This window comes from Nonomuraea sp. NPDC003560 (assembly GCF_042878785.1).
GTDB lineage: Bacteria > Actinomycetota > Actinomycetes > Streptosporangiales > Streptosporangiaceae > Nonomuraea.
The window spans coordinates 158924-184580 of sequence record NZ_JBIAOF010000006.1; the positions used below are offsets into that span (position 1 = coordinate 158924).

The following is a 25657-nucleotide window of genomic DNA, read 5'->3' on the forward strand; positions in this document are numbered from 1 at the left end:
AACCGGCGCGCAGGCTCGACCGGCCCCGGCCTCTTGATCAGGCGGCCAGTTGCAGGCCGAGGCTGGTCAGGTTCGTACGGGCCCAGGCCAGCTCCTCGGCCAGCAGCGACACCAGCGCGCCCGGCCCCTTCGCGCGCCCCGGCACGAACAGGTTGTGCGTCTCGACCTCGATGTGCGCGCTCCCGCTGACCGCGCCGGACAACATCGCGGTCAGCGTGTCGTGCAGCACCGCGCCGGTGCTCGGCGTCTCGCCCGTGTGGTTGTGCACGTGCCCCAGCTTGACGACGGGCGCACCGGCCTCCGCCAGGCCCTTCAGCGCCGCGCCGGGCTCCTCGGCCCCGCAGGCGAGGTGACAGGCGTCCAGGCACACGCCCAGGTGCTCGGAGTCGATGCCGCCCACCCGCTCCAGCGCCTGCTCGGTCGTCTCCAGGACGCACCCCGGCCACGGCTCGAAGCCGACCCTGATGGTCTTCCCGGTCACGCTGTAGATGCCGCGCAGCTCGCGGGCCAGCCGCTCCAGGCGGCGCGTGGCGATGGCGTGCAGGTCGGCGGGCCAGTCGCGGCGCCAGCCGATCGGGATCGTCGAGATGCTGCCGAACCGTACGTCGTCGGGCAGCAGGAAGGCCAGGATCTTGGCCAGCGCCATGGTGTAGCGGTAGCGCTCGGGCTTGGCCCAGTCGGGGCCGGGGACCTCCTGGTTGCGTCCGCCGGTGCCGTTGAGGCTGACGACCTCCAGGCCGCGCTCCTCCAGGGAGCGGCGCAGCCGTACGAGCTCGATGCGGTCGGCCGTGAGGTGGTCGGCGACGCCGGGCGACAACCACAGCCCGATGCCCATCCGCTCCACGCCCAGCCTCTTGCGCACCGGCACCGCGTAGCGGGTCAGGTGCGCGATCAGGTTCTCCAGGTCCTCGGCAGGGTGGATACCTGCGTTGTAGGCGAGGTGAACGAGCGTTCCGTCGTTGTGACGCAGGCGCATCGGTTCCTCCACGGCTTGCTTGAGTGTTCCCGTCGCCCGCCTCAGACGCGCGAACCCTGTGTGAGCATGCCTGCTTCCGGGTGGCGCACGCGTCCGCCCTGAGTCGATTCCTTACTACTCCCCAGGGAGCAGCTCCGACTCTAGGAACACGCTCTTGCGGATCACTTGGATGAGACTTGGCGATGCTCTACGCAGTGTAGTACTACTACCGGTGGCGGCGTACCCACCCATCCAACAATTAAGCAACAACCCACCCCACCCCCCCTCGAAGCCACCACAGAGGCAGCTCGCCCTGAGGGCCGAATGAGAGGCCCAGCCCCCTCATCGACGTCCAAACGTGCCCCGAACCAGGGACACGCGCCGCGCACCGGAACCAGCCACGTACGGCCTCAGTTCCCGCCCCTGCAGGGTCCTCAGCCGCGTACGGCGCCAGGACCCACCGGGCCCGCCGTAACCGGAGCCAAATAACGGCGCCACAGAGAACCAGCGCCCAGAGAAGGGCGCCGCAGAATGCTGGCACCCCGAAGACGTGCGGCGCTGCAACACCAGCGCCCGGTCGGAGGCCGGGGCCGGTCGTCAGCGATCGGCGGTCAGTGGACGGGGGCAGTGGACGGGGGGCAGTGGCCGGGCGCCGTCGGACGGCGGTCGCTGGTCGCTAGCCGGCGGTCGGGCACCGGCGGTCGGGCACCGGCGGTCGGCTGTGAGTGGACGGCGATCGGCCGTCGGGGCCAGGGAGTCGGCCGTCGGCGATCCGCGGTCAGGGGTCGACGATCCGCGGTCGGCCGTCAGGCGCCGGGGGCCGGGAGCCGGGGGCTGGCGGTCGGGGCCGGCGGTCAGTGGACGGCGATCGGGGATCGGCCGTCGGGCGCCGGGCGTCGGGGGCCGGGGGCCGGACCACGGGCGTCGGGCATCGGGCGTCGGGCGTCGGGCGTCGGGCGTCGGGGGCCGGACGCCGGGGGCCGGACGCCGGGGGCCGGACGTCGGGCATCGGAGGCCGGGGGCCGGACCACGGGCATCGGGCATCGGGCACCGGGCGTCAGGCGTCGGGCATCGGGCGTCGGGCGTCGGGCATCGGGCGTCAGGCGTCGGGGGATGGAACGCGAAAACCCCCGCCGGGGCGGGGGTTTTCGGTGGTGGTCGGTCAGTGCTGGATCGGCGCGGCGATCGCCGCCGCCGAGTCCGGGACCGTCGAGGCGGACTCGCCCTTGAAGACGAACTTGGCGTTGTCGCCTTCGCCCTCGATCGTCACCTTCACGACCTGCCCCGGACGGAGCTCGCCGTAGAGGATCTTCTCGGACAGGGAGTCCTCCAGCTCGCGCTGGATCGTACGGCGCAGCGGCCGGGCGCCCATGACCGGGTCGTAACCGCGGTCGGCGAGCAGCTGCTTGGCCTCCGGCGAGACCTCGAGACCCATGTCGCGGTCCTTCAGCCTGGCGTCGACCTGGGCGAGCATCAGATCGACGATCTTGATGATCTCGTTCGGCGTCAGCTGGTGGAAGACCACGATGTCGTCGACACGGTTGAGGAACTCGGGCCGGAAGTGCTGCTTGAGCTCCTCCTGGACCTTCGCCTTCATCCGCTCGTAGTTGGACTCGGTGTCGTTGGACTTCGCGAACCCGACCCCGATGCCCTTGGAGATGTCACGGGTGCCGAGGTTGGTGGTCATGATGATGACCGTGTTCTTGAAGTCGACCACGCGGCCCTGGGCGTCGGTCAGGCGACCGTCTTCCAGGATCTGCAGCAGCGAGTTGAAGATGTCGGGGTGGGCCTTCTCGATCTCGTCGAACAGGACCACGGAGAACGGCTTGCGCCGCACCTTCTCGGTGAGCTGACCGCCCTCCTCGTAGCCGACGTAGCCGGGAGGCGAGCCGAACAGCCTGGAGACGGTGTGCTTCTCCATGAACTCCGACATGTCCAGGCTGATCAGAGCGTCTTCGTCGCCGAAGAGGAACTCCGCCAGAGCCTTGGACAGCTCGGTCTTACCGACACCGGACGGGCCCGCGAAGATGAACGAGCCACCGGGACGGCGCGGGTCCTTCAGACCGGCGCGGGTACGCCGGATGGACCGCGACAGACCCTTGATGGCGTCGTCCTGGCCGATGATCCGCTTGTGGAGCTCGTCCTCCATGCGGAGCAGGCGCTGGGACTCCTCCTCGGTCAGCTTGAAGACCGGGATGCCGGTGGCGGTCGCCAGGACCTCGGCGATGAGCTCCTGGGTGACCTCGGCCACGACGTCCATGTCGCCGGCCTTCCACTCCTTCTCCCGCCGCTCGCGCTTGAGCTGGAGCTGCTTCTCCTGGTCGCGGAGCGCAGCAGCCTTCTCGAAGTCCTGCGCGTCGATCGCGGACTCCTTGTCGCGGCGGACGTTGGCGATCTTCTCGTCGTACTCGCGCAGGTCCGGCGGAGCGGTCATCCGGCGGATGCGCATCCGGGAACCGGCCTCGTCGATGAGGTCGATCGCCTTGTCGGGCAGGTAGCGGTCGCTGATGTAGCGGTCGGCCAGCTGCGCGGCGGCCACCAGGGCGTCGTCGGTGATGGAGACGCGGTGGTGGGCCTCGTAGCGGTCGCGCAGACCCTTGAGGATCTCGATCGTGTGGCTGAGAGAGGGCTCGGCCACCTGGATCGGCTGGAAGCGGCGCTCCAGCGCGGCGTCCTTCTCGAGGTACTTGCGGTACTCGTCGAGGGTGGTGGCGCCGATCGTCTGCAGCTCGCCACGGGCCAGCATCGGCTTGAGGATGCTGGCGGCGTCGATCGCGCCCTCGGCGGCGCCCGCGCCGACGAGCGTGTGCAGCTCGTCGATGAACAGGATGATGTCGCCGCGCGTGCGGATCTCCTTGAGCACCTTCTTCAAGCGCTCTTCGAAGTCACCGCGGTAGCGGGAGCCGGCGACCAGGGCGCCGAGGTCAAGCGTGTAGAGCTGCTTGTCCTTCAGCGTCTCGGGCACCTCGCCCCTGACGATCTTCTGCGACAGGCCCTCGACGACGGCGGTCTTGCCGACGCCGGGCTCGCCGATCAGCACCGGGTTGTTCTTGGTCCTCCGGGAGAGGACCTGCATGACCCGCTCGATCTCCTTCTCACGGCCGATGACCGGGTCGAGCTTGCCCTCACGGGCCGCCTGGGTCAGGTTGCGGCCGAACTGGTCGAGCACCAGGGACGTGGACGGCGCCGACTCCTGGGGACCGCCCGCGGCGGCCGGCTCCTTGCCCTGGTAACCGTGGAGCAACTGGATGACCTGCTGCCGGACACGGTTGAGATCAGCTCCAAGCTTGACCAGCACCTGGGCGGCCACACCCTCACCCTCGCGGATGAGCCCGAGCAGGATGTGCTCGGTGCCGATGTAGTTGTGACCCAGCTGCAAAGCCTCACGGAGCGACAGCTCGAGGACCTTCTTGGCCCGCGGGGTGAACGGAATGTGCCCCGACGGAGCCGACTGGCCCTGGCCGATGATCTCCTCGACCTGCTGGCGCACACCCTCAAGGCTGATGCCGAGGCTCTCCAGAGCCTTGGCGGCTACGCCCTCACCTTCATGGATCAAACCAAGAAGAATGTGCTCAGTGCCGATGTAGTTGTGGTTGAGCATCCTGGCCTCTTCTTGGGCCAAGACGACAACACGCCTCGCTCGGTCGGTGAACCTCTCGAACATCTCGTCGCTCCTCACAGAGCGGTCAGTCAGGCCGGTAAATCCGGTCCCGTCATCCCGCATGCTAGCCCTGGCTCGGCGAACCGTGCCCACTGCCGCTGACACGCTCTATAGCAGAGACGTTCCCCGAGAGCAGGGCGTTCACCCTCTATCCAACTACTGTTCGGGGGTGACGTGTTCCCGATACGCCGCAAGCGAACGATGTTTAGGCGCTTCCCGGAAGCGCCTGGAATTCGACGCCCGCGGCCCAGGGCGGACCAACACGGATCGGCCGTCGGACGCCGGGGCGAAGCCAGCCTTGGGGTGCCCGCCAGCCACGCATCTCCGATGCCCGCGCCCGTATCTGTTACGTAATCATCGTATGTGCTGCTCCAAACCGCGTCCAAGCGCGGGCGCTACGCCCTGAGCACAACTCGGCACGCAACGCACCTCACACGTATTCCCCATCGGGTCAGCCGGGTTACCGATCGCCGGTGCGCACGAGGGTCCCGCGACGGGACAATGCGCGGCACACGGGAGAGGCCACCGGTTTTCCATCGTGCCCCACCAGTCGCACGCCCGCGTTTTGCCGGTCATCCGCGTCCCGGCCCACCAAGAACCCCGAAGAGAAGCCCGAAGAGAGGCCCGACAAGCCCTGAGAACCCCGCACAAGGCCGTAAGAAGACGGAAGTACCCGGTACCGGAACAGGGCTCGCGACGGCGCTTCCGGAAGCACCGGCTGCCCGATTGTGCGGCGGAGGGTCACCGCTTTGCGCGTACGCCGCAGGAGCCGGGAAGGGGAACATTGCGGCGGGTGACGGCATTGGCCCGTTCCGACTGCGGGTGACGAACACGACGACGAACACGGCGACGAACACGGCGACGAACACGGCGGCCAACACGCGGCGAGCCCGGCGGCGCCCGGGAATTGACACGGACGCCGGCCGCAAAGCCCGGCACGTTCCACTCCCGCGCGGGCGCCTTGTCCGGCGACACGAGCGAGCAATACGCCCACATTTGGGCGAATTAGAAGATCAACAAGTGGTCCGGGGATTCACGAACTCCCCACAAAAACGATCATGCGCTTATGGCGCTCGCCGGGGTCCTAGGCGAACGGCATAAGCGCATGGTCAGGAGATGGCTCTCTCGACGAGGCTCAGTGAGCCGCTTCGTACTTCTCCACGACGGTGGAGGCGATCCTGCCGCGCTCGCTGACCGGCAGGCCGTGAGCCTTGGCCCACTGCCGGATCTCCGAGCTCTTCTCGCGGCTCATCGCACGGTTGCCGCCGCGACCACGGCGACGGGCGGACACGGCTCCTGCCCTGCGGGCGTGCTGCACGAAAGGCGTGAGTGCGTCCCTCAGCTTCTTGGCGTTAACGTCGCTGAGGTCAATCTCATAGGAGGAGCCGTCAATAGCGAAGCTGACCGTCTCATTGGCCTCGCCCCCATCGAGGTCATCGATGAGAATCTCCTGGATCTGCTTGGCCATCTACGCAATCCTTTCCCGGAGCATTGTTTCATTCGCTCGCCCAAACATATACCCGGAAAGGCGCGGAGACAATTCAGCGCTACGGGGATTCGGCTGACTGGCAGATCAGTTCTGGTTCTCGGCCTGATCCTGGCGGTTTGCCCGTCGCCCGGCGCCCTCCGATCGCAGCAACTTCACCGCGCCAAAGATGAAGGCGCCGCCGACCACGACCGGGGGGATGAGCGCTGACAATACGTCTGTTACGGCTTCCATTCGTCCTCGCCTCCAGGGCTAGCAGGGTTTCGGGGGCGCTAAATACGCATCCCGGCGCGACCTGCGGGACCTGCGGGAGCACGCCGGACGCTCATGACGCCTAGGTGACAACTCACCCGGAACCGACCATAGCCACACACAGTCGCCCTCAGGGAGCAGGGGCACCGACATCCGGCAACCCGGACGTCCCATAGCCTAATGCCAGTCTCTCCAGGCTCCTTACCGGATCAAGGGAAAATTTTGCGAAAAGGCATCTTCCCAGGTGTGGACGCCTCAACGAAGATCTTTTACCACCCGCGTTCCGGCCAGCCTGTCATGTGGCCCGCGCTCCAACGGCTTGTCGATCAGGATGAGCAGCCCGACGCCGAACAGCAGCATTCCGGCCAGCAGATTGACCACCGGAATGCCCATCAGCATGACAGGCCCGGGATAGACCAGGGCCCGTTTCAGCAGGGCGCCACGCGGAAGGCCGTCCGGCGCCAGGCGAATCTTCATGATCGCCTGGCCGAACGTCCGCCGGCGCAGGCAATGGGCCCGCCAGTCATAGGCCGTATAACACAGGCCGGCCAGGAACCAGGCCAAGAGCCCGGGGAGCCGTCCGCCGAACGCCTCGACCATCCCGACAGTCCGGAAGGCGCCCCACAGCGCGATGAACAGAATGTAATAGAAGACCCCGAAGACCAGCGCCTCAATGAAGCGGGCGGCGAGGCGTTCCCACCATTCCGCGGGCACGGCGCCCGGCCACGACGGTGTCCCGGCCATATCCCACCTCACGCGGTCGGCGGTCGTACCCCCCATATTGGTACGCCCCGCACACACAAAACAGAGGCCGGCGGGAAGCCGGCCCCTGTTTTACGCTGACGCGGGATTACTTGATCTTCACGACCACCGTGCCCGCGAACTTGTCCGCGAACGTCTGCTGCAGCGGCTTGTCCCACAGCTGCGAGGCGCCGTTGACCGCGACGCACGCCCAGGCGAGCAGCGGGCCGAGGAACGGGATGACGCTCAGGATGTAGCCGCCCCAGGTGACGCCGGCGCGCTTGATCGCCAGGTCGGACGCGAGCCCGCCCGGAGGAAGGGCCTGGCCCACCGGCACGACCTTGATCCCCATGACCATCTTGCCGACCGTCTGGCCGTTCATCTTCGTCAGGAAGAACTCGTAGCACACCCAGACGGCGGTCGTCACGATCGCCGACAGGATGCCGATGACGAAGCCCGACAGGATGCCGGAGGTCGAGCCGGTCGCCGAGTCGTAACCGATCGCGAACAGGCCCAGGATGAGGCTGACCACGAAGTTCACGACGCCGAGGATGACGCCGTCGATGATCCTCGCGACCAGACGCTGCCACCACTCCGCCAGGGGGGCCGGAGCTCCCGGAGGCTGCACGCCGACGGGCTGACCGTAGGGCTGGCCGTAGCCGGGCTGGCCGTAGGGCTGCGACTGCTGCTGCTGGCCGTATGCCTGGCCGTACTGCTGCTGGTCGCCGTACTGCTGGCCGTAACCCTGTTGCTGGTCGCCGTACTGCTGCTGGGCGTAGCCGCCCTGCTGGCCGTACTGGGCGTCCTGGCCGTAGCCCTGCTGCTGGCCGTAGTCGGACTGCGGCTGCTGGCCGTAACCCTGCTGACCCGAGGCGGCCTGCTGGCCGTACTGGGCCTCCTGGCCGTAACCCTGCTGACCGGAGGCGGCCTGCTGGCCGTAGCCGGGCTGGGCGTACTGCTGGCCCGAGGACTGCGGCTGCTGGCCGTAACCCTGCTGGCCCGAGGCGGCCTGCTGGCCGTACTGGGCGTCCTGCCCGTAGCCCTGCTGCTGGCCGTAGTCGGGTAGCGACTGCGGTTGCTGGCCGTACTGCTGCTGCTGACCGTAACCCTGCTGGCCCGAGGCGGCCTGCTGGCCGTACTGGGCCTCCTGCCCGTAGCCCTGCTGACCGGAGGCGGCCTGCTGGCCGTAGCCGGGCTGGGCGTACTGCTGGCCGGAGGCGGGCTGCTGTCCGTAACCCTGCTGGCCGTACTGGGCTTCCTGGCCGTAGCCGGGCTGCGTGTACTGCTGGCCCGAGGACTGCGGCTGCTGACCGTAGCCCTGCTGACCCGAGGCGGCCTGCTGGCCGTACTGGGCCTCCTGGCCGTAGCCGGGCTGCGTGTACTGCTGGCCCGAGGACTGCGGCTGCTGGCCGTAGCCCTGCTGCTGGCCGTAGCCCTGCTGACCCGGGGCGGCCTGCTGGCCGTACTGGGGCTGCTGGCCGTAGCCCTGCTGCTGGCCGTACTGCTGCTGTTGCTGGCCGTACTGCTGTTGCTGGCCATAGCCCTGTTGCTGCTGCTGACCGTATGGGGGCTGGCCGAAGGCATCGTCCGCCCGGTAGCCGACCACAGTCACGTCCGGGTCGGGCTCACCGGGCCGACGGCCGTGGTGCTGGCCGTACTCGGGGTTCTCGCCGGAATCGTCCTGTGGGTACGGCGGCTGTCCGGTGCTCACCGTGTCACCTCGCTTCGAGTGCGCATGTGGCACGTGTCAGGACACATGCCTGTGCTGCCCAACGTATCGACATAGGTATCAACAATCACCTTTCCAAGTGGTCAAGGTCCGCGTCACCCGATGTCAGATGCAGCAGCATGCGGGTGTTGCCAAGGGTGTTCGGTTTGACGTGTTCCAGATCAAGGAACTCCGCCACACCCTCGTCGTACGAGGCCAGCAACTCGGCGTAGACCTCGGGTGAGACCGGTGTGCCCTGGATGGGGCGGAAACCGTGCCTCGCGAAGAAGTCGACCTCAAAAGTCAGACAGAATACACGCCGCAGCCCCAGATCCTTCGCCTGCCGGACGAGTGCCGAGACGATCCGCCGCCCCACGCCCAGCCCCCGGCACGCGGGATCGACGGCCACCGTACGGACCTCGGCGAGGTCCTCCCAGAGCACGTGGAGCGCGCCGCAGCCGACGACCTCCCCGCCCCGCTCGGCCACCCAGAACTCCTGGACGTCCTCGTACAGCGTGACCGTGGCCTTCTCCAGGAGCCGCGGCCCCGCGCCCGCGTAGGTGTCCACGAGACGCCTGATCGCACGCACGTCGGGCGTGCGCGCACGCCTGACCACGACCGCGGTCTCGGGGACTGCCACTTCGGCCACCTGCTCCATGGCTCCCCAGGGTACAGATCTCATTACGGCTCGGCCCTAAATCCCACGTCTCGGGCATCTCATCACATCCCGTGGTCAGGTGAACACGGGCCGACTTGGAGCTTTCCTCCAGACCTCAGCACCCCGAATGCTGGACAAAAGGTGCAGAAGCCCGCTTCCGTACGGCTACCCACGAGATCACCTTGTGACCCTTCAGTTGTGAAACCTCTACAGACTCGGCAGTTCCGGTTGAGCGTGAACCCGGAGTGCATTAGTGTCCAGCGACGATGTTCTCCGCGTAATGCGCGCGGAAAGACACGCCCAATTCCCGCAAGGGAAGCCGGGGAACCAACGGCGGCGAGCACCTGGCGCCACCACTTGGGGTGAATCCGACCATCTCGGTAGGGCTGCTCCGGCCCGAACCCGTCAGCTAACCCGGCCGGCGTCGATGAGAGGAGCTCGGTTGGTGAAGCGGACGTTCGACCGCTCGGGGACGTCCGGGGGCAGGCACGCCCGCCCCCAGGAGCAGGCCAGGCGCGCACACCGCCTCGGCGTCATCGGCGTCACCGTCGCCGCGATGCTGTTCGCCGTCCCCGTCGGCTCCGCCGCCGCCGACCCGAAGCCGTCGCTCTCCGAGCTCTCCGACCAGGTGGAGAAGCTGCACGAAGAGATCGAGACGCTGGCCGAGCAGTACAACGAGCAGCGCGAACGGCTGAAGGCCGCCCAGAAGGCCAACGACTCCGCCCAGAAGATCCTGGCCACCAGCGAGTCCGACCTGGCCGCCAAGCGCGCCAGGGCCTCGCTGCTCGCCCAGAACGCCTACATCACCGGCGGCCTGGACAAGGCCCTGGCCTTCGCCCAGTCCGGCGACCCCGAGACCTTCCTCGACCGGGCCGCGACCACGTACGCGCTCGAACAGCAGCAGGGCGAGGAGGTCAACCAGCTCGCCAGGGCCATGGAGGCCGCCGAGCGGGCCAGGGCCGGCGCCAAGACCCGCATCGCCGAGGTCCAGAAGCTCGTCACCGATCTGGAGAGCAGGCGCTCGAAGATCACCAAGCTGGTCACCAAGGTCGAGAGCAACCTCTACCGGCGGGCCGTCGGCGAGGCCGGCCGTCCCGGCACCCGGGCCGTGCGCGTCAACCTGCCGGTCATCGGCGACGGCAAGGCCGCCCAGGCCGTCAAGTGGGCCCTCACCCAGCAGCTCAAGCCGTACGTGTGGGGCGCCGAAGGGCCGCGCTCCTACGACTGCTCCGGGCTGGTGATGGCCGCCTACCAGCGCGTGGGCATCTCGCTCCCCCACTACACCGGCGACCAGTGGACGGCCGGCAGGCAGGTCAGCCGCGACCAGCTGCGCCCCGGCGACCTGGTGTTCTTCTACAGCGACCTGCACCACGTCGGCATCTACATCGGCGGCGGCATGATGGTCCACGCTCCGCGGACGGGTGACGTCGTGCGGGTCGCCCCGATCGGCGGGCGGCCGTTCGCCGGCGGCGTGCGCATCGCGGACTGACCCGCGCGCCGGTTCGCCCAGCGCCACTTCGCCCAGCGCCGGTTCGCCCAGCGTCACTGGATGATGAGCGCCACCGGATGAGCGCCGCTAGATGAGCTGGCGGCGCGCCGCCCATGCCACGGCCTCGATCGCCGTGGCCACGCCGATGCGGTCGCAGATGCCCCTCAGCCTGCGCCGTACGGTCCGTCCGCTGATGTCCAGCCGCCTGCCGACCCGATCGACCGTCACTCCCCTGGCCAGCTCGGCCAGTAACGCCAAATCCGCGTGGCTCAGCTCAACGCCTTCTGTGAGCACATCCACCGGGAGCCCTCCCCCAAACAGCAGAACTCGGACCTTTCAGGCGAAGCAAAGCCGCTCGTCTCGGTGAAGGTAAACGCATCGCGGAAAGGTCGTCAAGCGCCACAATCGGCGCCCTTGACCAGTGCTATTGACATGATCACTTATATGTGACGTACTCCGCATATGTTGGCACGCCGTGGTCCGCTATGAACGGTCCAAACGATCAATTCGGCGGCCCGGTTCCACCTCCGATGAGCGCCACCGACGTGCTGGGTTTTGATCCCTCGGATCCGCAATTTGTGCGCGATCCGTACGTCCGATATCGCGAGCTGCGAGCCGCCGGGCCGATCTTCAGAACGCGCGGCGGGCTGCTCGTCGTGACCACGTACGAGTTGTGCGCGGCCGTGTTGCGCGACCCCGGGTTCGGTCACGGAACGTCCTCGCCCGCGCAGGAAGAGGCAGGTCAGCCCGGCAGGTCGTTCCTGCTCATGGACCCGCCCGATCACACCCGGTTGCGTGCTCTGGTCAGCCGCGCGTTCACGCCGCGCATGGTGACCCGCCTCAGGCCGCGGATCGAGGCGATCACCGCCGACCTGATCGGGCGGCTGCCGGAGGAGGCGGAGCTGATTTCCGGCTTCGCGTACCCGCTGCCGGTGATGGTGATCAGCGAGATGCTCGGGGTGCCGCCGGAGGACCACGACCGCTTCCGCGGATGGAGCGAGGCCCTTGCCCGCGGACTTGACCCGATGCTGACAGACGCCCTCATGTCGGAAACGGAGCGTTCCAGGAACGAGTTCCGCGACTACTTCCGCCACCTGATCGCGCGGCGGCGCGAGCGTCCCGGCGAGGACCTCCTGAGCGCCCTCGCACACGTCGAGGAGCTCACCGAGGCCGAGTTGCTGGCGACCTGCGTGCTGCTGCTCGTGGCCGGCCACGAGACCACCGTCAACCTCATCGCGAACGGCGTGCTGAACCTGCTGCGGCACGACCTGCTGCACCGCGCCGCCGAGCGCCCGAGGGAGGTCGTGGAGGAGGTGCTGCGCTTCGATCCGCCGGTCCAGCTCACCTCCAGGATCGCGCTGGAGGACCGGGAACTGGGCGGGACGCCGGTGCCCGCGGGCTCGGCCGTGCTCGTGCCGATCGGCGCGGCCAATCGCGACCCCGCCGCGTTCGCCGATCCCGACCGGTTCGCCCCCGGCCGCGAGCCCGGCTGCCGGTGCGGCTCAGGCGGTAGCGTCGTAGCGTTCCCTGGCGGCCTCGACGTCCTCGATGTGCTCCTCGGCCCATGCCTTGATGGCGGTGACCAGCGGCATCAGGCTCTGGCCCAGCGGGGTGAGCGCGTAGTCGACGCGCACCGGCACCTGCGGCGTGATCCGGCGCGCCACCAGGCCGTCGCGCTCCAGGCCGCGCAGGGTCTGGGTGAGCATCTTCTGGCTGACCCCCGCGATGTGCCGGGCCAGGTCGCTGTAGCGGCGCTCGCCGGAGGCCAGCGAGCTGAGCACCAGCGTGACCCATTTGTCGCTGAGCCGGTCGAGCAGCTTGCGGGAAGGGCATTCGGCGAAGTAGGCGTCGAAGGCGAGTCTCGCCTGGTCACGCCGCTGCGCCGCCGTCGTGGTCGCCACCGTCTCACTCCTCGCTGTGTGTTACGCACTTCCAGGTGCCTACTTACTGAAAGAGAGTAACTCTTCCTAGGGTCACGGGCATGACGAACATGCGTGCACTCATCGGCGGCTCCGGCGCTCCCCGGCTGGTGTCCGCGCCACTGCCGGTGGCGGGGCCCGGCCAGGTGCGGATCAAGGTGGCCGCGGCCGGGGTCAACCCCTTCGACCTGGCCGTGGCGTCCGGGGCCCTGGCCTCGTACGGGCTGGCCAGGAAGCTCGACTCGTACGGGATCGGCTTCGACGCCGCGGGGACCGTCGACCAGGTGGGCCCGGGAACCTCCTTCAGCGTGGGAGAGGAGGTCGTGGGGCTCTGCGCGCGGCTGGAGCTGCCGTACAAGGCGCAGGCCGAGTACGTCGTGCTGGACGCCCCGGCGGTGGCCCGCGCGCCGCGCGGCGTGAGCCCCGTCCACGCGGCCACGCTGCCGCTGAACGGGCTCACCGCCTGGCAGGCGCTCGACCGGACCGGCGTCGGTCCGGGTGGCACGCTGCTGGTCACGGGGGCGGCCGGGGCCGTCGGAGGCTACCTGGTGGAGCTGGCCGCCGTGCGCGGCGTCAGGGTGGTGGCCGCCGCCGGCGCCGCGGACGAGGAGCTGGTACGCGGCTTCGGGGCGGAATGGTTCGTCCCCCGCGAGGAGGACCTGGCCGAGGCCGTACGGGCGCAGGTGCCCGGCGGTGTGGACGCCGTGGTGGACGCGGCCGTGCTCGGCCTGCCCGCGCTCGACGCCATACGGGACGGCGGAGCGTTCGTGGCCCTCGCGTCGGGGGTCGCGCCGGTGGCGCTGCGCGGCACGGACGTGGCCACCGTGCTGTTCCGCTCGGACGCCCGGCAGCTCGCGGAGCTGGTGCGCCTGGTCGAGGCCGGACGGCTGACGCTACGGGTGGCCGGGACGTACCCGCTGGAGAAGGCGGCCGACGCCCACGCCCGCCTGGCGGAGGGCGGCCTGCGCGGGCGGCTCGTGCTGGTGCCCTGACCGTCCGGACCGGCGCCCCGCACCTGCGCGGGGCGCCGGACGGCGGCTCAGTGGGTGGGCTTGACCAGCGGGAACAGGATGGTCTCGCGGATGTTCTTGCCGGTGAAGGCCATGATCATCCGGTCGATGCCGGCGCCCATGCCACCCGTGGGCGGCATCGCGTACTCAAGGGCCTGCAGGAAGTCCTCGTCGAGCTGCATCGCCTCAAGGTCGCCGCCCGCGGCCAGCAGCGACTGCTCCACCAGCCGGTGACGCTGGTCGATCGGGTCGTTGAGCTCGGAGTAGCCGGTGCCGAGCTCGGTGCCGAACCCGATCAGGTCCCACTTCTCGGTCAGCAGCGGGTTGTCGCGGTGGAGACGGGCCAGCGGCGAGGTCTCCAGCGGGTAGTCCATGACGAACGTCGGCTGCACGAGCGTGTGCTCGACCAGCGCCTCGAACAGCTCCTGGACGAGCTTGCCCGACCCCCACTTGGCGTCCCAGTGGACCTCACGGCGGTCGGCGATCTTCCGCAGCTCCTCAAGGGTGGTCTCGGTGGTGATCTCCTCGCCCACGGCGTCGGACACCAGGTCGTAGAGCCGGACCCGCGGCCACTTCTCCAGGCCGAGGTCGATCTCGACGCCGTCGTGCACGACCACGGTGGTGTCCAGGGCGGCCACGACGGCCTTCTGGTACATGCGCTGCGTCAGGTCGGCGATGTCGTTGTAGTCGAGGTAGGTGCCGTAGGCCTCGAGCATGGTGAACTCGGGGTTGTGCGTGGAGTCGGCGCCTTCGTTGCGGAAGTTGCGGTTGATCTCGAAGACCTTCTCGACGCCGCCGACCACCAGCCGCTTGAGGTAGAGCTCGATCGCGATGCGGAGGTAGAGCTCCATGTCGTAGGCGTTGATGTGGGTCTTGAACGGCCGGGCCGTCGCGCCGCCGTGGATGGGCTGCAACATCGGGGTCTCGACCTCGAGGTAGCCCTCCTCGTGCCAGAAGTCGCGCACCGCGCGCACGGTCGCGCTGCGCACCCGCGCCATCTTCCTGGCCTCGTCGTTGACGATGAGGTCGACGTAGCGCTGGCGCACCCGCGCCTCGGGGTCGGTGAGGCCGACGTGCTTCTCCGGCAGCGGGCGCAGGCACTTGGCGGTGATCTGCCAGCTGTCGGCGAGGATCGACAGCTCGCCGCGGCGCGAGGTGATGACCTCGCCGGTCACGCCGACGTGGTCGCCCAGGTCGACGTCGCGCTTCCAGGCCGCCAGCGACTCCTCGCCGACCTTGTCGAGCGAGATCATGACCTGCAGGTCGGCGCCGCCGTCGCGGAGTGTGGCGAAGCAGAGCTTGCCGCCCACGCGGTTGAGCATGACGCGGCCCGCGACCCCCACCGTCTCACCGGTGGCGGTGTCGGGCTCCAGGCCCTGGTGTTTCTCCTTGACCTCGGCGTTGGTCGCCGTGCGTGGGAAGTTCACCGGGTAAGGGTCGACGCCCTCGCTGCGGAGGCGGTCGAGCTTTTCCCTCCGGATGCGCATCTGCTCTGGAAGTTCCTCGCTCACAACAACAAAGCGTAGGGGATACGGCGAACTGCAAGCGCTCGTGACGGTTCCCTGCAGGGGCGCTGCAAGGACCCTTTTGTACCAATGACTCACGAGCTCCGGGGGGAGCCGGCAAGGAGCCGGCCCGAGGGGAGCTCCGGGAGAGATCATGATGAAGAAGATCGCGACGGGCATCCTCGCCATCGCCGCCACCAGCGCCGTGGCCCTGTCGCTTCCTTCGGCCGCCAGCGCCACCACCGCCGACTTCGACGACTACTCCGACTACTGGGGCCCGGTGTACGCCAAGCAGCACCTGGCCAAGGCCCAGGGTCACGTCAGCGTCGAGTGGGACGAGGAGGACTCCAACGAGGTCCACGTCACCGGCCGGCTGTACGACCTGGACGACCGCGACTACGACGAGGGCGGCAAGTGCGCGTACGTGAAGTTCCAGGCCGAGGACTCCGACAGCGACTGGTCCACGGTCTACGCCAAGAAGTACTGCGGCTTCCCCGGCTACAAGAAGTTCCACTTCGAGGAGAACGACGTCTTCACTCTGCGGGCCAAGGTCTGCCAGGTTCCCGAGCAGGGCGTCTTCGCCACCAAGTGCGGCCCCTGGAGCGAGCTCTACAGCGCCGAGAACGAGTGACCCTCGCAGGCGACACCACGACCGACAGGCGGCCCCCTTCCCGAGCGGGGGCCGCTTGTCACGTTCTAAGCGGTATTGCGGTGATAAATCAGGCGCAAGCCGATGAGGGTCAGCCACGGCTCGTGCACGTCGATCGAGCGCGACTCGCCGACCACCAGCGCCGCGTGGCCGCCGGTCGCCACGACGGTCACCTCGTCGGGGTCGTCGGCCAGCTCGGCGGCCATGCGCTCGACGATGCCGTCGACCTGGCCGGCGAAGCCGTAGATGATGCCGGCCTGCAGTGCCTCGACCGTGTTCTTGGCGATCACCGAGCGCGGCCTGACCAGCTCGACCTTGTGCAACTGGGCGCCGGCGGCGGCCAGGGCGTCGACCGAGATCTCGATGCCGGGAGCGGTGACCGCCCCGACGTACTCGCCCTTGGCCGACACCGCGTCGAAGGAGGTGGCGGTGCCGAAGTCGACGATGATGCACGGGCCGCCGTACTGGTCGATGGCGGCCAGGGCGTTCACGATGCGGTCGCTGCCCACCTCTTTGGGGTTGTCCATGCGCACCGGCACGCCCGTGCGCACGCCGGGCTCCACGATCACGGCGGTGACGTCGCCGTAGTAGCGGCGGCACATCTCCCGCATCTCGTTGAGCACGCTCGGCACGGTCGAGCAGATGGCGATGCCGCTGATGTCGGCGCCCTTGAGCAGGGGTGACTGGGCCAGCAGCCCCTGGAGCACGACGGCGATCTCGTCGGCGGTGCGGCGGGCGTCGGTGGCCAGCCTCCAGTGCTCGATGACGTCCTCGCCCTCGAACAGCCCCAGCACCGTGTGCGTGTTGCCGACGTCGATCGTGAGCAGCATCAATTACCCCCGCAAATCCAGTGCGATGTCCAGGGCCGGCGCCGAGTGGGTGAGCGCTCCCACCGCAAGGTAGTCAACGCCAGTTTCAGCCACATCACGAGCCGATTCCAAGGTCAATCCCCCACTCGCTTCAAGCGCAACCCTGTTTTTCGCCCGACTTTTCACGATTTGTACGGCATGTACGGTGTCCTCGACCGTGAAGTTGTCCAGCAGGATCTCCTCGGCGCCCTCGTCCAGCAGGGGCTCCAGCTGGTCGAGCCGGTCGATCTCGACCTCGATCGGCACCTCGGGATAGCGCTCGCGCACCGCGCGGTACGCCTCGGCCACGCCGCCGGCCGCCACCACGTGGTTGTCCTTGATCAGGGCCGCGTCCGACAGCGACATGCGGTGGTTGACGCCGCCGCCGCAGCGCACGGCGTACTTCTCCAGGGACCGCAGACCCGGCAGGGTCTTGCGGCTGTCGCGCACCCGCGCCCGCGTGCCCTCGATCGCGGCCACCCACCTGGCGGTCAGCGTGGCCACCCCGGACAGGTGCGTGAGCAGGTTGAGCGCGGTGCGCTCGGCGGTCAGCACGGCCCGCGTCGGGCCCTCGACCGTCATCAGCACGTCGCCGGCCGCCACCCGCTCGCCGTCCTTGGCCCGCCGCTCGGCGCGGCCGGCGCCCAGCCGGAGGAAGACCGCCTCGGCCACGGCCAGCCCGGCCACCACGCCGTCCTTGCGGGCCACCACGTCGGCGGCCGAACGCTGCTCGGCCGGGATCGTGGCCAGGCTGGTCACGTCGCCCGCCTCCTGCAGGTCCTCTTCGAGCGCGCGGTCGATCAGCGCGTCGACCTCGGCCGGGTCGAGCCCGGCGGCGGTCAGCTCCTGCGCCAGCCGCGGCGGCATCGCCTCGCCGTGCGGGGTGTACGTCATGCGAAGGCCCTCCTCGGTCAGGGTCACGTCCAGGTGGCCCAGCCACTCATTGTCGTCCCGGGTCTCGTGGTCCTCGCGCCAGTGGGAGCCGCGGGTCTCCAGCCTGGCCGCCGCCACGCCGGTCAGGACGGCGGCGACGGTGAGAAGGTTGCTCGCCTCCCACGACTCGGTGCAGGCGGGCACCTCGACCGGCGTCCAGAGCGCGTCGCGCAGCGCCTTCGACGTGGCCTGCAGCGACGCGCGGCTGCGCAGCACCCCGGCGCCGGCGCTCATGTGCGCCTGGATCCTGGGCCTGGCCCTGGGGTCCACCAGGCCCGTCGCGGCCCGCCCGGCGACCGGCTCGCCCGGCTCGGGACGCGTCCGGTGGATGTCCTCGGCGATGCGCTCGGCGAAGACCAGGCCCTCAAGGAGCGAGTTCGAGGCCAGCCGGTTGGCGCCGTGGACGCCGGTGCAGGCCACCTCGCCGCAGGCGTACAGACCCTCGATCGAGGTACGCCCGGACAGGTCGGCGCGGACGCCGCCGCTGGCGTAGTGGGCGGCCGGGGAGACGGGGATCGGCTCGGTGACCGGGTCGATGCCGTGCTCCCGGCAGACGGCGTAGATGGTGGGGAAGCGGCTCTCCCACTTGTCCCTGCCGAAGTGGCGGCCGTCGAGGAAGACGTGGTCGCGGCCGGTCTCGCCCATGACCCTGGTGATCGCCTTGGCCACGACGTCGCGCGGGGCCAGGTCGGCCAGCTCGTGCACGCCCTGCATGAACCGGTTGCCCTCGTGGTCGACGAGGACGGCGCCCTCGCCCCTGACCGCCTCGGAGATCAGCGGCTGCTGGCCGGTCGAGCCCTCCCCCAGCCACAACACGGTCGGGTGGAACTGCACGAACTCGATGTCGCGCACGACCGCCCCCGCCCTGAGCGCGAGCGCCACGCCGTCGCCGGTGGACACGACCGGGTTGGTGGTCGCGGCGTAGACCTGGCCCATGCCGCCGGTGGCCAGCACCACCGCCCGCGCCAGGACCGCCCCGACGCCGTCACGCGCGCCCTCGCCCATGACGTGCAGGGTCACTCCCCTGGCCCGGCCGCGGGCGTCCTTGAGCAGGTCGAGCACGAGCGCGTGCTCGATCACCTCGATCGATCCGGCGCGCACCGCCTCGACCAGCGCCCGCTGCACCTCGGCGCCGGTGGCGTCGCCGCCGGCGTGCACGATCCGGTGGCGCCGGTGACCGCCTTCCCTGGTGAGCTGAAGCTCGCCGTCGGGGGTGCGGTCGAACCGGGCGCCGCGCTCGATGAGCCGCCGCAGCGCGCCCGGCCCCTCGGTCACCAGGGTTCGCACGGCCTTGGTGTCGCACAGCCCGACCCCGGCGAGCAACGTGTCGCTCAGGTGCTCGTCGGGGGTGTCGCGCGGGTCCAGCACGGCGGCGATGCCCCCCTGGGCCCACTTGGTGGACCCGGCGGACAGCACGTCCTTGGTGACGACCAGGACCTTGGCCGCGGGATCCAGCTCGGCATGGCGCAGCGCCACGGTCAGGCCCGCGACGCCGGAGCCGACGACGACCACGTCCGCCTCGACCGTCCAGCCGGGTTCGGGGGCCGTCAGACGCTGGGGAATCGCCGGTGCACTCATGGGGGTCTCCTCACTGAGGCGATTTCGTCACTATGACGATAACGCCTGCCGCAGCGTGGACATGCCCCGGGGGCACCGTACGGATCAGTGACGAAGGCTCAGGACGACGTTGTCGATCAGCCGGGTGCCGCCCACCCGAGCCGCCACGGCGAGCACGGCCGAGCCCTCGTAGGCGTCGTCGACCTCCTTGAACGTGGCCGGATCGACCAGTGCCAGGTAGTCGAGGTCGAGGTCGGGCCCGGCCTCGTCGAGCACCGCGCGGGCGGTGGACCGGATCGCGCCGGCGGTGAGCTCGGCCGCGCCCGCCCGCAGGGCGCGGGACAGGGCCAGCGCGACCGCGCGGTCGCGCGCCGACAGGTAACGGTTGCGGCTGGACAGGGCCAGGCCGTCGGGCTCGCGCACGGTGGGCGCGCCGACGATCTCGACGGCCAGGTCGAGGTCGGCCACCATGCGGCGGATGACGGCGAGCTGCTGGGCGTCCTTCTGGCCGAAGATCGCCACCTCGGGGCGGACCAGGTTGAACAGCTTGAGCACCACCGTCAGCACGCCGTCGAAGTGGCCCGGCCTGGAGGCGCCCTCGACGATCGTGCCCATCTCGCCCGCGCAGACGCTCACCTGCCGGTCGGGGCGGTACATGTCCTCGGGCGAGGGCGCGAACACCACGTGCACGCCCTCCTCCCGGCACACGTCGAGATCGGCGTCGAACGTACGGGGATAGCGGGAAAAATCCTCGTTAGGACCGAATTGCAGCGGGTTGACGAAGATGCTGACCACGACCTGGTCGGCGCGTACCCGGGCGGCCCTGATCAGCGACCGATGGCCCTCGTGCAGCGCGCCCATGGTCGGGACCAGCGCCACGCTGCCCGTGCCACGCGCCTTCGCCAGGTCGTCCCGGTTGCCGGCCACGATCAGATCCATTGCTGCCCTCCACACCCGACGGTCAGGTCCATATATTGCCCCCAAGCGCGTCGAGCAGCCGCTCCGCCTCCTCCGGTTTGAGCAGCCCCGCGGCCAGCGCCCGGTCGGCGGTGAGCCGGGCCAGCGCGATGTAGGCGTCGGCGGCCTCCGGGGCGGCCAGGATCAGCGCGTCGACGTGTTTGCGCACGGTGCCGGCGTCGCCGCGGACGACCGGGCCGGTCAGCCCGGCGATGCCCAGCCGCAGCACGTTGTCGAGGGCCGCGCCGAGCAGCGGGCCCAGCATCCGGCCCGGGTGCTCGACGCCGATGCGCCCGAGCAGCTCCTCGGACTCGGCGATGAGGGTGACCATGTGGTTGGCGGCGTTGGCCAGGGCCGCGTGATAGAGCGCGCGGTCGCTCTCGGCGATCCAGACCGGCTCGCCGCCCATCTCGATCACCAGGGCCTCGGCCACCGGCCGCAGCAGGTCGGGCGCGGTGACGCCGAACGAGATGCCGGTGATCTTGTTGAGGTCGTCGTCGCGGCCGGTGAAGGTCATGACCGGGTGGAGCGCGAGCGGCAGCGCGCCCACCCCGGCGGCCGGTTCGAGCACCGACAGGCCGTACGCGCCGCTGGTGTGGACGAGCAGCTTGCCCTGGAGGTCGGCGCCCGTACGGGCCAGGCCGGCCACGAGGTCGGGCAGCGCGTCGTCGGGGACGGTCAGCAGGATGAGCTGGGCGGCGGCCACCACCTCGTCGGGCCGTGTCAGCTCGACCCCGAGCCGGTCGGCGGACCACCTCCGCGACCTGTCGGAGACCCCGCTCGCGGCGACGATCCGGTGGCCCGCCTGCGCCAGCGCGGCGCCGAGCGCGGAGCCGACCTTGCCCGCGCCGAGCACGCCGACGGTCAGCCGTGCCGGGCGATCACCTGCGTCCATGACGTCTCACCCCTGTCGACCGTGATGGCACTGCCGACCAGCGTAACCGGCGGGCGGCGGCGCACATGTCGCGGGCCGACGAACGCGGCCAGGCATGTCCGCCGCTTTACCGCCCGTTGTGTTAACGACAAATGCGACAGGGGCATACGAATCGTGCACCCCCTGTCGAAAGAGATGAGGAGAGGGGTCCACGCACGACGACGGGCGCCGAGTCCTGACAACTCGACGCCCGCCTGGATGCGACCTCTTGGAGGTGCACTGACCGGTCATCCGCCGACTGACCGGCCGGGATCAGAGCCCGGACCGCCCGCGAGCGGTCCGGGCTCTCCCTGCCTCAGCGGCTGTAGACCGCGGTGTTGGGGCTCCCCTGGCAGCCGTTGATCGGCACGGCCTGGATGCCGATGTTGTTGCCGCAGACGGGCACGACGGCGGTGATGGGGAGGTGGATCGGGCTGCCGCTCAGGATGCCGTTGTTGCCGTGGGTGACGTCGTCGGCGTACGCGGGGGCCGCCAGCGCCAGCAGGGCAATGGCACCTGCCATGACCAGAGTCTTCTTCACGGGGGGCTCCTCTCAGTATGCGGCCGTGGTGGCCGCAATGCTTTGGTGGAGCGAACCGGCTCGCCGCTTACCGCGGATGGGCGAAACGCAGTCGCTCGGTGACAGTACGTAAACGTTAGCGCAATGTAGCGACCAAGTGTAGTCAATCAATGACTTAGCGTGTTGGGGGCCGGAGTCATGAGATAGTCAGCCTCATGTGGCTCACCTGGCGCGCCGCGACCGAGCGCGCGCTCTACGGCGAGGAGGGTTTCTACCTCCGCGAACGTCCTTCGGGCCACTTCCGCACCTCGGTCGGAGCCTCGGCCGTCTTCGCCGAGGCGGTCCTGGCCCTGCTGGCGGAGGTCGACTGCGACCTCGGCTCCCCCGAGTGGCTCGACCTGGTCGACATCGGCTCAGGCGAGGGCGTGCTGGTCCGCCGCGTCCTCGACCTGGCCGAGCCCGCTCTGCGCGACCGGCTCCGGGTCACGTGCGTCGACCTGTCACCCAGGCCGCCGGGTCTGCCCGACGAGATCGAGTGGCGCCGCTGCCTGCCGTCCAGCATCACCGGGCTGGCCGTCGCCAACGAGTGGCTCGACAACATCCCGCTCGACGTGGCCGAGCAGACCTCCGGCGGCCCGCGTCTGGTCATGGTCAACACCCGCACCGGGGAGGAGCGCCTCGGCGGCCCGCTGCGGCCCGCCGACCGCGAATGGCTCGACCGCTGGTGGCCGCTGCCGCACGTGGGCACCCGAGCCGAGATCGGCCGCCCCCGTGACGACGCCTGGGCCTCCGTTCTGGTACGCCTCGCCCGCGGCCGGGCGATAGCCGTGGATTATGCACACCCTGTGGATAACCGACCGCTCTGTGGCACGCTGACCGGTTACCGCGACGGCGCCGTCGTCACGCCCATCCCCGACGGGACCTGCGACATCACCGCCCACGTCGCGCTCGACGCGTGCGCCGAGGCCGGGCGGCGGGCCGGCGCGATATCCACAACCTTGTCCACACAGCGCGACATGTTGCGGGCGCTGGGCCTCACCGGCGCCCGGCCGCCGGTCGACCTCGCCCGCACCGATCCGCGCGGCTACGTGCGCGCGTTGGCGCGGGCGTCGGAGGAGGGCGAGCTGATCGATCCGGCCGGGCTCGGCGGGTTCGGCTGGCTCAGCCAGAGCCGGTGACGTCGAGGTCGAGCGAGCGCAGGCCGCGGATGACGAAGCCCGGCTTGTAGACCGGCTCCGCGCGCAGTTCGATGGTCCCTACCCGGTCCAGCAGCGCGGTGAACGACTCCGTCAGCTCGATCCTGGCCAGCGGCGCGCCCAGGCAGAAGTGGATGCCGGCGCCGAAGGAGATGTGCGGGTTGTCCGGACGGCCCAGGTCGAGCCGGTCCGGGTCCTCGAACACCTCGGGGTCCCTGTTGGCCGAGCCGAACAGGCAGGCGACCTCCGAGCCGCGCGGGATCCGCACGCCGTGCACCTCGATGTCCTCCAGCACCCAGCGCTCGAAGAGCTGGAGCGGGGTGTCGTAGCGCAGCAGCTCCTCGATGGCGGTCGGCAGCAGCGAACGGTCGGCGCGCAGCCGGGCCAGCTCGCCCGGGTTCTTCAGCAGGGCCCGCCAGCCGTTGCCGGTGACGTTGACCGTGGCCTCGTGGCCCGCGTTGAGCAGCAGCACGCAGGTGCCGGCCAGCTCGTCGAGGGTCAGCTCGGGGATCGCGGCCAGGGCGCTGACCAGGTCCTCGCCGGGGTTCGCGAGCCGGTCGCGGGCCAGGTCCTTGAGGTAGGACTCGAACTCCTCGGCCGCGCGCACCGCCTGGTGCTGGGTCTCCAGGCTGGGGTTGAGCTCGTACATGCCGCACATGTCGGCCGACCACGGGCGCAGCAGGTGGCGGTCCTGCTCGGGGACGCCGAGCATCTCGGCGATGACGGTGACCGGCAGCGGCTCGGCGACCTCGGCGATCAGGTCGCCGCCGCCCTTCTCGACGTAGGCGTCGATCAGGCTCTCGGCGATGGCCCGGACGCGCGGGCGCAGCGACTCGACCATGCGCGGCGTGAACGCCTTGGACACCAGCCGGCGCAGCCTCGTGTGGTCCGGCGGCTCGACCTCCAGCATGCCGTTCCTGCTGACCCGCCAGAAGGCTTCCTGGAACTCCGGCGCGGGCTGCCGGCCGAACTCCTCGTGCGTGGCGACGTGGGTGTAGTCGCGGCCCAGCCGCCGGTCCCTGAGCAGCGCGTTCACGTCCGCGTGCCGGGAGATCAGCCACTGGTTGGACGGCTCGAAGTAGCGGACGGGCGCCTCGCGCCTCAACTCGTCGTACGCCGGATAGGGGTCGACGACGAAATCCGGATTCCAGGGATCAAAGCGCACGATTTCATCTTATGAGACGGGTTGACCTGCTGAGCTTGCGAATCATGCCCGGGTGTCGGTTATAGTGCCGTCGTAGGTCATGAGTGCCAGCGACAAGCCCCGGCTAGCTGGCCGGCAACCCTCGCGTCCGCGGCGGGGTGCCCCGGGTGAAGACCTGGTCCGTCACGAGGTGTGGCGGGCAAGCGCGGGCTCCGTGGCTGCTCCCAGGGGTCCGACCGACCCGTGAGGAGCTGTGCCGTGTCCACGCTGACGATCTTCAACTCCGTTCCCGCCCAGGCCGCCGCCGAGGCCCCCGCCCCTGCCGCCGCCTCCGGACGGTCGATCCCCGCCGTGCTCGGCGCCGACCTCGAAGTGCCGGTCAAGGGCGGCCGGCTGGTGAGCTACGCCAACCTCGACTACGCGGCCAGCGCCCCCTGTCTTGAGCCGGTCAGCGCCGCCGTCGCCGCCGCGCTCCCGGCCTACTCCAGCGTCCACCGCGGCGCGGGCTACGCCTCCCAGCTCACCACCGCCCGCTACGAGCAGGCCCGCCACACGGTCCGAGCCTTCGTCGGCGCCCGCCCGGACGACGCCGTCATCTTCACCCGCAACACCACCGACGCCACCAACCTGCTGGCCGGCTGCCTGCCCGAGGGCACGACCGTCGTCGTCTTCGACTCCGAGCACCACGCCTCGCTGCTGCCCTGGGAGCGGTCCGTGCGCCTGGCGCCGCCCGCCTTCCCCGGCGAGGCCGTCCGCGCCGCCGACGAGGCGCTGGCCGGGATCGAGGGGCCCAAGCTGCTCGTGGTCACCGCCGCCTCCAACGTCACCGGCGAGCTGTGGCCCATCGCCGCCCTCGCCCACATCGCCCACCGGCACGACGCCCGGATCCTGGTGGACGCCGCCCAGCTCGTCCCGCACCGCAGGCTCAACCTGACCGCGCTCGACCTGGACTACGTGGCCTTCTCCGGTCACAAGCTGTACGCGCCCTTCGGCGCCGGCGTGCTGGTCGGACGCCGTGACTGGCTGGCGGCGGGCGAGCCGTACCTGAAGGGCGGCGGCGCGGTGCGCTCGGTCGGCGAGACCACCGAGTGGCACGACGACCCCGAGCCCCGCCACGAGGCCGGCACCCCCAACGTGCTCGGCGCCATCGCCCTGGCCGCCGCCTGCGACGCGCTCACCGCCACGGGGTGGACGGAGCTGGTGCGCGAGGAGGAGCGCCTGATCGCCCGGCTGCGTACCGGTCTGGCCTCGATCGACGGGGTGCGCGAGCTGTCGTTGTGGGGCGAGGACCACCCGCGGGTGGGGATCGTGTCGTTCGTCGTGGACGGCTACTCGGCCCGCGAGGTGGCCGAGGCGCTGTCCGGCGAGTACGGCATCGGCGTGCGGGACGGCAAGTTCTGCGCGCACCCGTTCGTCCGCCACCTGCTCGGCACCTCGGACGGCGGCTGCGAGGACGGCACCGCCTCGGCGGTACGCGCCTCCATCGGCATCGGCAGCACGCAGGAGCACGTCGACCGCCTGGTCGAGGCCCTGCGCGACCTGGTCAGCCGCTGACG

At 70.0% G+C, this 25657-nt stretch carries 20 protein-coding genes, 1 pseudogene and 2 riboswitches; of the genes and pseudogenes, 6 read left to right on the forward strand and 15 right to left on the reverse strand.

Features of this window, described 5'->3' with window-relative positions; genetic code table 11:
- Nucleotides 1–37: 37 nt before the first annotated feature.
- The 6 genes from ACFYUV_RS24345 to ACFYUV_RS24370 form a co-directional block, all read right to left on the reverse strand.
- Nucleotides 38–976, reverse strand: a complete 939-nt coding sequence (locus tag ACFYUV_RS24345; protein WP_357702269.1) for a TIM barrel protein — start codon at nucleotides 974–976, stop codon at nucleotides 38–40.
- 1141 nt (nucleotides 977–2117) lie between these two features.
- The gene (locus ACFYUV_RS24350) at nucleotides 2118–4619 is read right to left on the reverse strand and encodes an ATP-dependent Clp protease ATP-binding subunit (RefSeq protein ID WP_387671502.1); all 2502 of its coding nucleotides are present in this window, start codon (nucleotides 4617–4619) and stop codon (nucleotides 2118–2120) included.
- Between the two features lie 1132 nt (nucleotides 4620–5751).
- A complete protein-coding gene (locus tag ACFYUV_RS24355) occupies nucleotides 5752–6084 on the reverse strand; it encodes an Lsr2 family protein (RefSeq protein ID WP_125641669.1) in 333 nt (110 codons plus the stop codon).
- A gap of 525 nt (nucleotides 6085–6609) precedes the next feature.
- The gene (locus ACFYUV_RS24360) at nucleotides 6610–7098 is read right to left on the reverse strand and encodes an RDD family protein (protein ID WP_387671504.1); all 489 of its coding nucleotides are present in this window, start codon (nucleotides 7096–7098) and stop codon (nucleotides 6610–6612) included.
- Nucleotides 7099–7204: 106 nt separating this feature from the next.
- Entirely contained in the window at nucleotides 7205–8806 is a 1602-nt protein-coding gene (locus ACFYUV_RS24365) for an RDD family protein (protein WP_387671505.1), read from the reverse strand.
- 85 nt (nucleotides 8807–8891) lie between these two features.
- Nucleotides 8892–9461, reverse strand: a complete 570-nt coding sequence (locus ACFYUV_RS24370) for an amino-acid N-acetyltransferase (protein ID WP_358291588.1) — start codon at nucleotides 9459–9461, stop codon at nucleotides 8892–8894.
- Between the two features lie 287 nt (nucleotides 9462–9748).
- A riboswitch (cyclic di-AMP (ydaO/yuaA leader) is annotated at nucleotides 9749–9900 on the forward strand.
- A gap of 6 nt (nucleotides 9901–9906) precedes the next feature.
- Between ACFYUV_RS24370 and ACFYUV_RS24375 the strand changes: the two genes are divergently transcribed.
- Nucleotides 9907–10950: an NlpC/P60 family protein gene (locus tag ACFYUV_RS24375; protein ID WP_387671507.1), complete on the forward strand. Its 1044-nt coding sequence runs from the start codon at nucleotides 9907–9909 to the stop codon at nucleotides 10948–10950.
- 87 nt (nucleotides 10951–11037) lie between these two features.
- On the opposite strand, the gene ACFYUV_RS24380 is transcribed toward ACFYUV_RS24375, so the two are convergent.
- Complete coding sequence (locus ACFYUV_RS24380) at nucleotides 11038–11250, reverse strand: LuxR C-terminal-related transcriptional regulator (protein WP_132597751.1); 213 nt, start codon at nucleotides 11248–11250, stop codon at nucleotides 11038–11040.
- A 743-nt stretch (nucleotides 11251–11993) separates the two neighbouring features.
- On the opposite strand from ACFYUV_RS24380, the pseudogene ACFYUV_RS24385 reads away from it, so the two are divergent.
- Nucleotides 11994–12419 (forward strand): annotated as a pseudogene (locus tag ACFYUV_RS24385) (cytochrome P450); the annotation flags it as partial.
- 33 nt (nucleotides 12420–12452) lie between these two features.
- Here ACFYUV_RS24385 and ACFYUV_RS24390 read toward each other — a convergent pair.
- The gene (locus ACFYUV_RS24390) at nucleotides 12453–12851 is read right to left on the reverse strand and encodes a winged helix-turn-helix transcriptional regulator (protein WP_387672192.1); all 399 of its coding nucleotides are present in this window, start codon (nucleotides 12849–12851) and stop codon (nucleotides 12453–12455) included.
- A gap of 80 nt (nucleotides 12852–12931) precedes the next feature.
- Between ACFYUV_RS24390 and ACFYUV_RS24395 the strand changes: the two genes are divergently transcribed.
- Nucleotides 12932–13861, forward strand: a complete 930-nt coding sequence (locus ACFYUV_RS24395; protein ID WP_387671508.1) for an NADP-dependent oxidoreductase — start codon at nucleotides 12932–12934, stop codon at nucleotides 13859–13861.
- A 47-nt stretch (nucleotides 13862–13908) separates the two neighbouring features.
- On the opposite strand, the gene lysX is transcribed toward ACFYUV_RS24395, so the two are convergent.
- The gene (gene lysX / locus ACFYUV_RS24400; protein ID WP_352358581.1) at nucleotides 13909–15390 is read right to left on the reverse strand and encodes a bifunctional lysylphosphatidylglycerol synthetase/lysine--tRNA ligase LysX; all 1482 of its coding nucleotides are present in this window, start codon (nucleotides 15388–15390) and stop codon (nucleotides 13909–13911) included.
- Nucleotides 15391–15538: 148 nt separating this feature from the next.
- Here lysX and ACFYUV_RS24405 point away from each other — a divergent pair, with 148 nt between their 5' ends.
- On the forward strand, nucleotides 15539–16015 hold the full coding sequence (locus ACFYUV_RS24405) for a hypothetical protein (RefSeq protein ID WP_387671510.1): 477 nt from the start codon (nucleotides 15539–15541) through the stop codon (nucleotides 16013–16015).
- 65 nt (nucleotides 16016–16080) lie between these two features.
- Here ACFYUV_RS24405 and ACFYUV_RS24410 read toward each other — a convergent pair whose 3' ends face one another.
- The 5 genes from ACFYUV_RS24410 to ACFYUV_RS24430 form a co-directional block, all read right to left on the reverse strand.
- Complete coding sequence (locus ACFYUV_RS24410) at nucleotides 16081–16863, reverse strand: type III pantothenate kinase (RefSeq protein ID WP_352318636.1); 783 nt, start codon at nucleotides 16861–16863, stop codon at nucleotides 16081–16083.
- Between the two features lie 3 nt (nucleotides 16864–16866).
- A complete protein-coding gene (locus ACFYUV_RS24415; protein WP_387671512.1) occupies nucleotides 16867–19392 on the reverse strand; it encodes an L-aspartate oxidase in 2526 nt (841 codons plus the stop codon).
- 84 nt (nucleotides 19393–19476) lie between these two features.
- Nucleotides 19477–20310, reverse strand: a complete 834-nt coding sequence (panC, locus tag ACFYUV_RS24420; RefSeq protein WP_387671514.1) for a pantoate--beta-alanine ligase — start codon at nucleotides 20308–20310, stop codon at nucleotides 19477–19479.
- Nucleotides 20311–20332: 22 nt separating this feature from the next.
- Complete coding sequence (locus ACFYUV_RS24425; protein WP_387671516.1) at nucleotides 20333–21223, reverse strand: Rossmann-like and DUF2520 domain-containing protein; 891 nt, start codon at nucleotides 21221–21223, stop codon at nucleotides 20333–20335.
- Nucleotides 21224–21557: 334 nt separating this feature from the next.
- A complete protein-coding gene (locus tag ACFYUV_RS24430) occupies nucleotides 21558–21782 on the reverse strand; it encodes a chaplin family protein (protein ID WP_352358570.1) in 225 nt (74 codons plus the stop codon).
- Nucleotides 21783–21976: 194 nt separating this feature from the next.
- Here ACFYUV_RS24430 and ACFYUV_RS24435 point away from each other — a divergent pair, with 194 nt between their 5' ends.
- The gene (locus tag ACFYUV_RS24435) at nucleotides 21977–22939 is read left to right on the forward strand and encodes an SAM-dependent methyltransferase (protein ID WP_387671518.1); all 963 of its coding nucleotides are present in this window, start codon (nucleotides 21977–21979) and stop codon (nucleotides 22937–22939) included.
- Here the strand turns inward: ACFYUV_RS24435 and ACFYUV_RS24440 are convergent.
- Nucleotides 22923–24122, reverse strand: coding sequence for a cytochrome P450 (locus ACFYUV_RS24440; protein WP_358291568.1), 1200 nt, complete (start codon nucleotides 24120–24122; stop codon nucleotides 22923–22925). The genes ACFYUV_RS24435 and ACFYUV_RS24440 overlap by 17 nt on opposite strands.
- Nucleotides 24123–24197: 75 nt before the next feature.
- Nucleotides 24198–24313: riboswitch (SAM riboswitch) on the forward strand.
- Between the two features lie 46 nt (nucleotides 24314–24359).
- On the opposite strand from ACFYUV_RS24440, the gene ACFYUV_RS24445 reads away from it, so the two are divergent.
- Nucleotides 24360–25655 carry an aminotransferase class V-fold PLP-dependent enzyme gene (locus ACFYUV_RS24445; RefSeq protein ID WP_387671520.1) on the forward strand — a complete coding sequence of 432 codons (1296 nt, stop codon included), beginning with the start codon at nucleotides 24360–24362 and terminating at the stop codon, nucleotides 25653–25655.
- The last annotated feature ends 2 nt before the right edge of the window (nucleotides 25656–25657 follow it).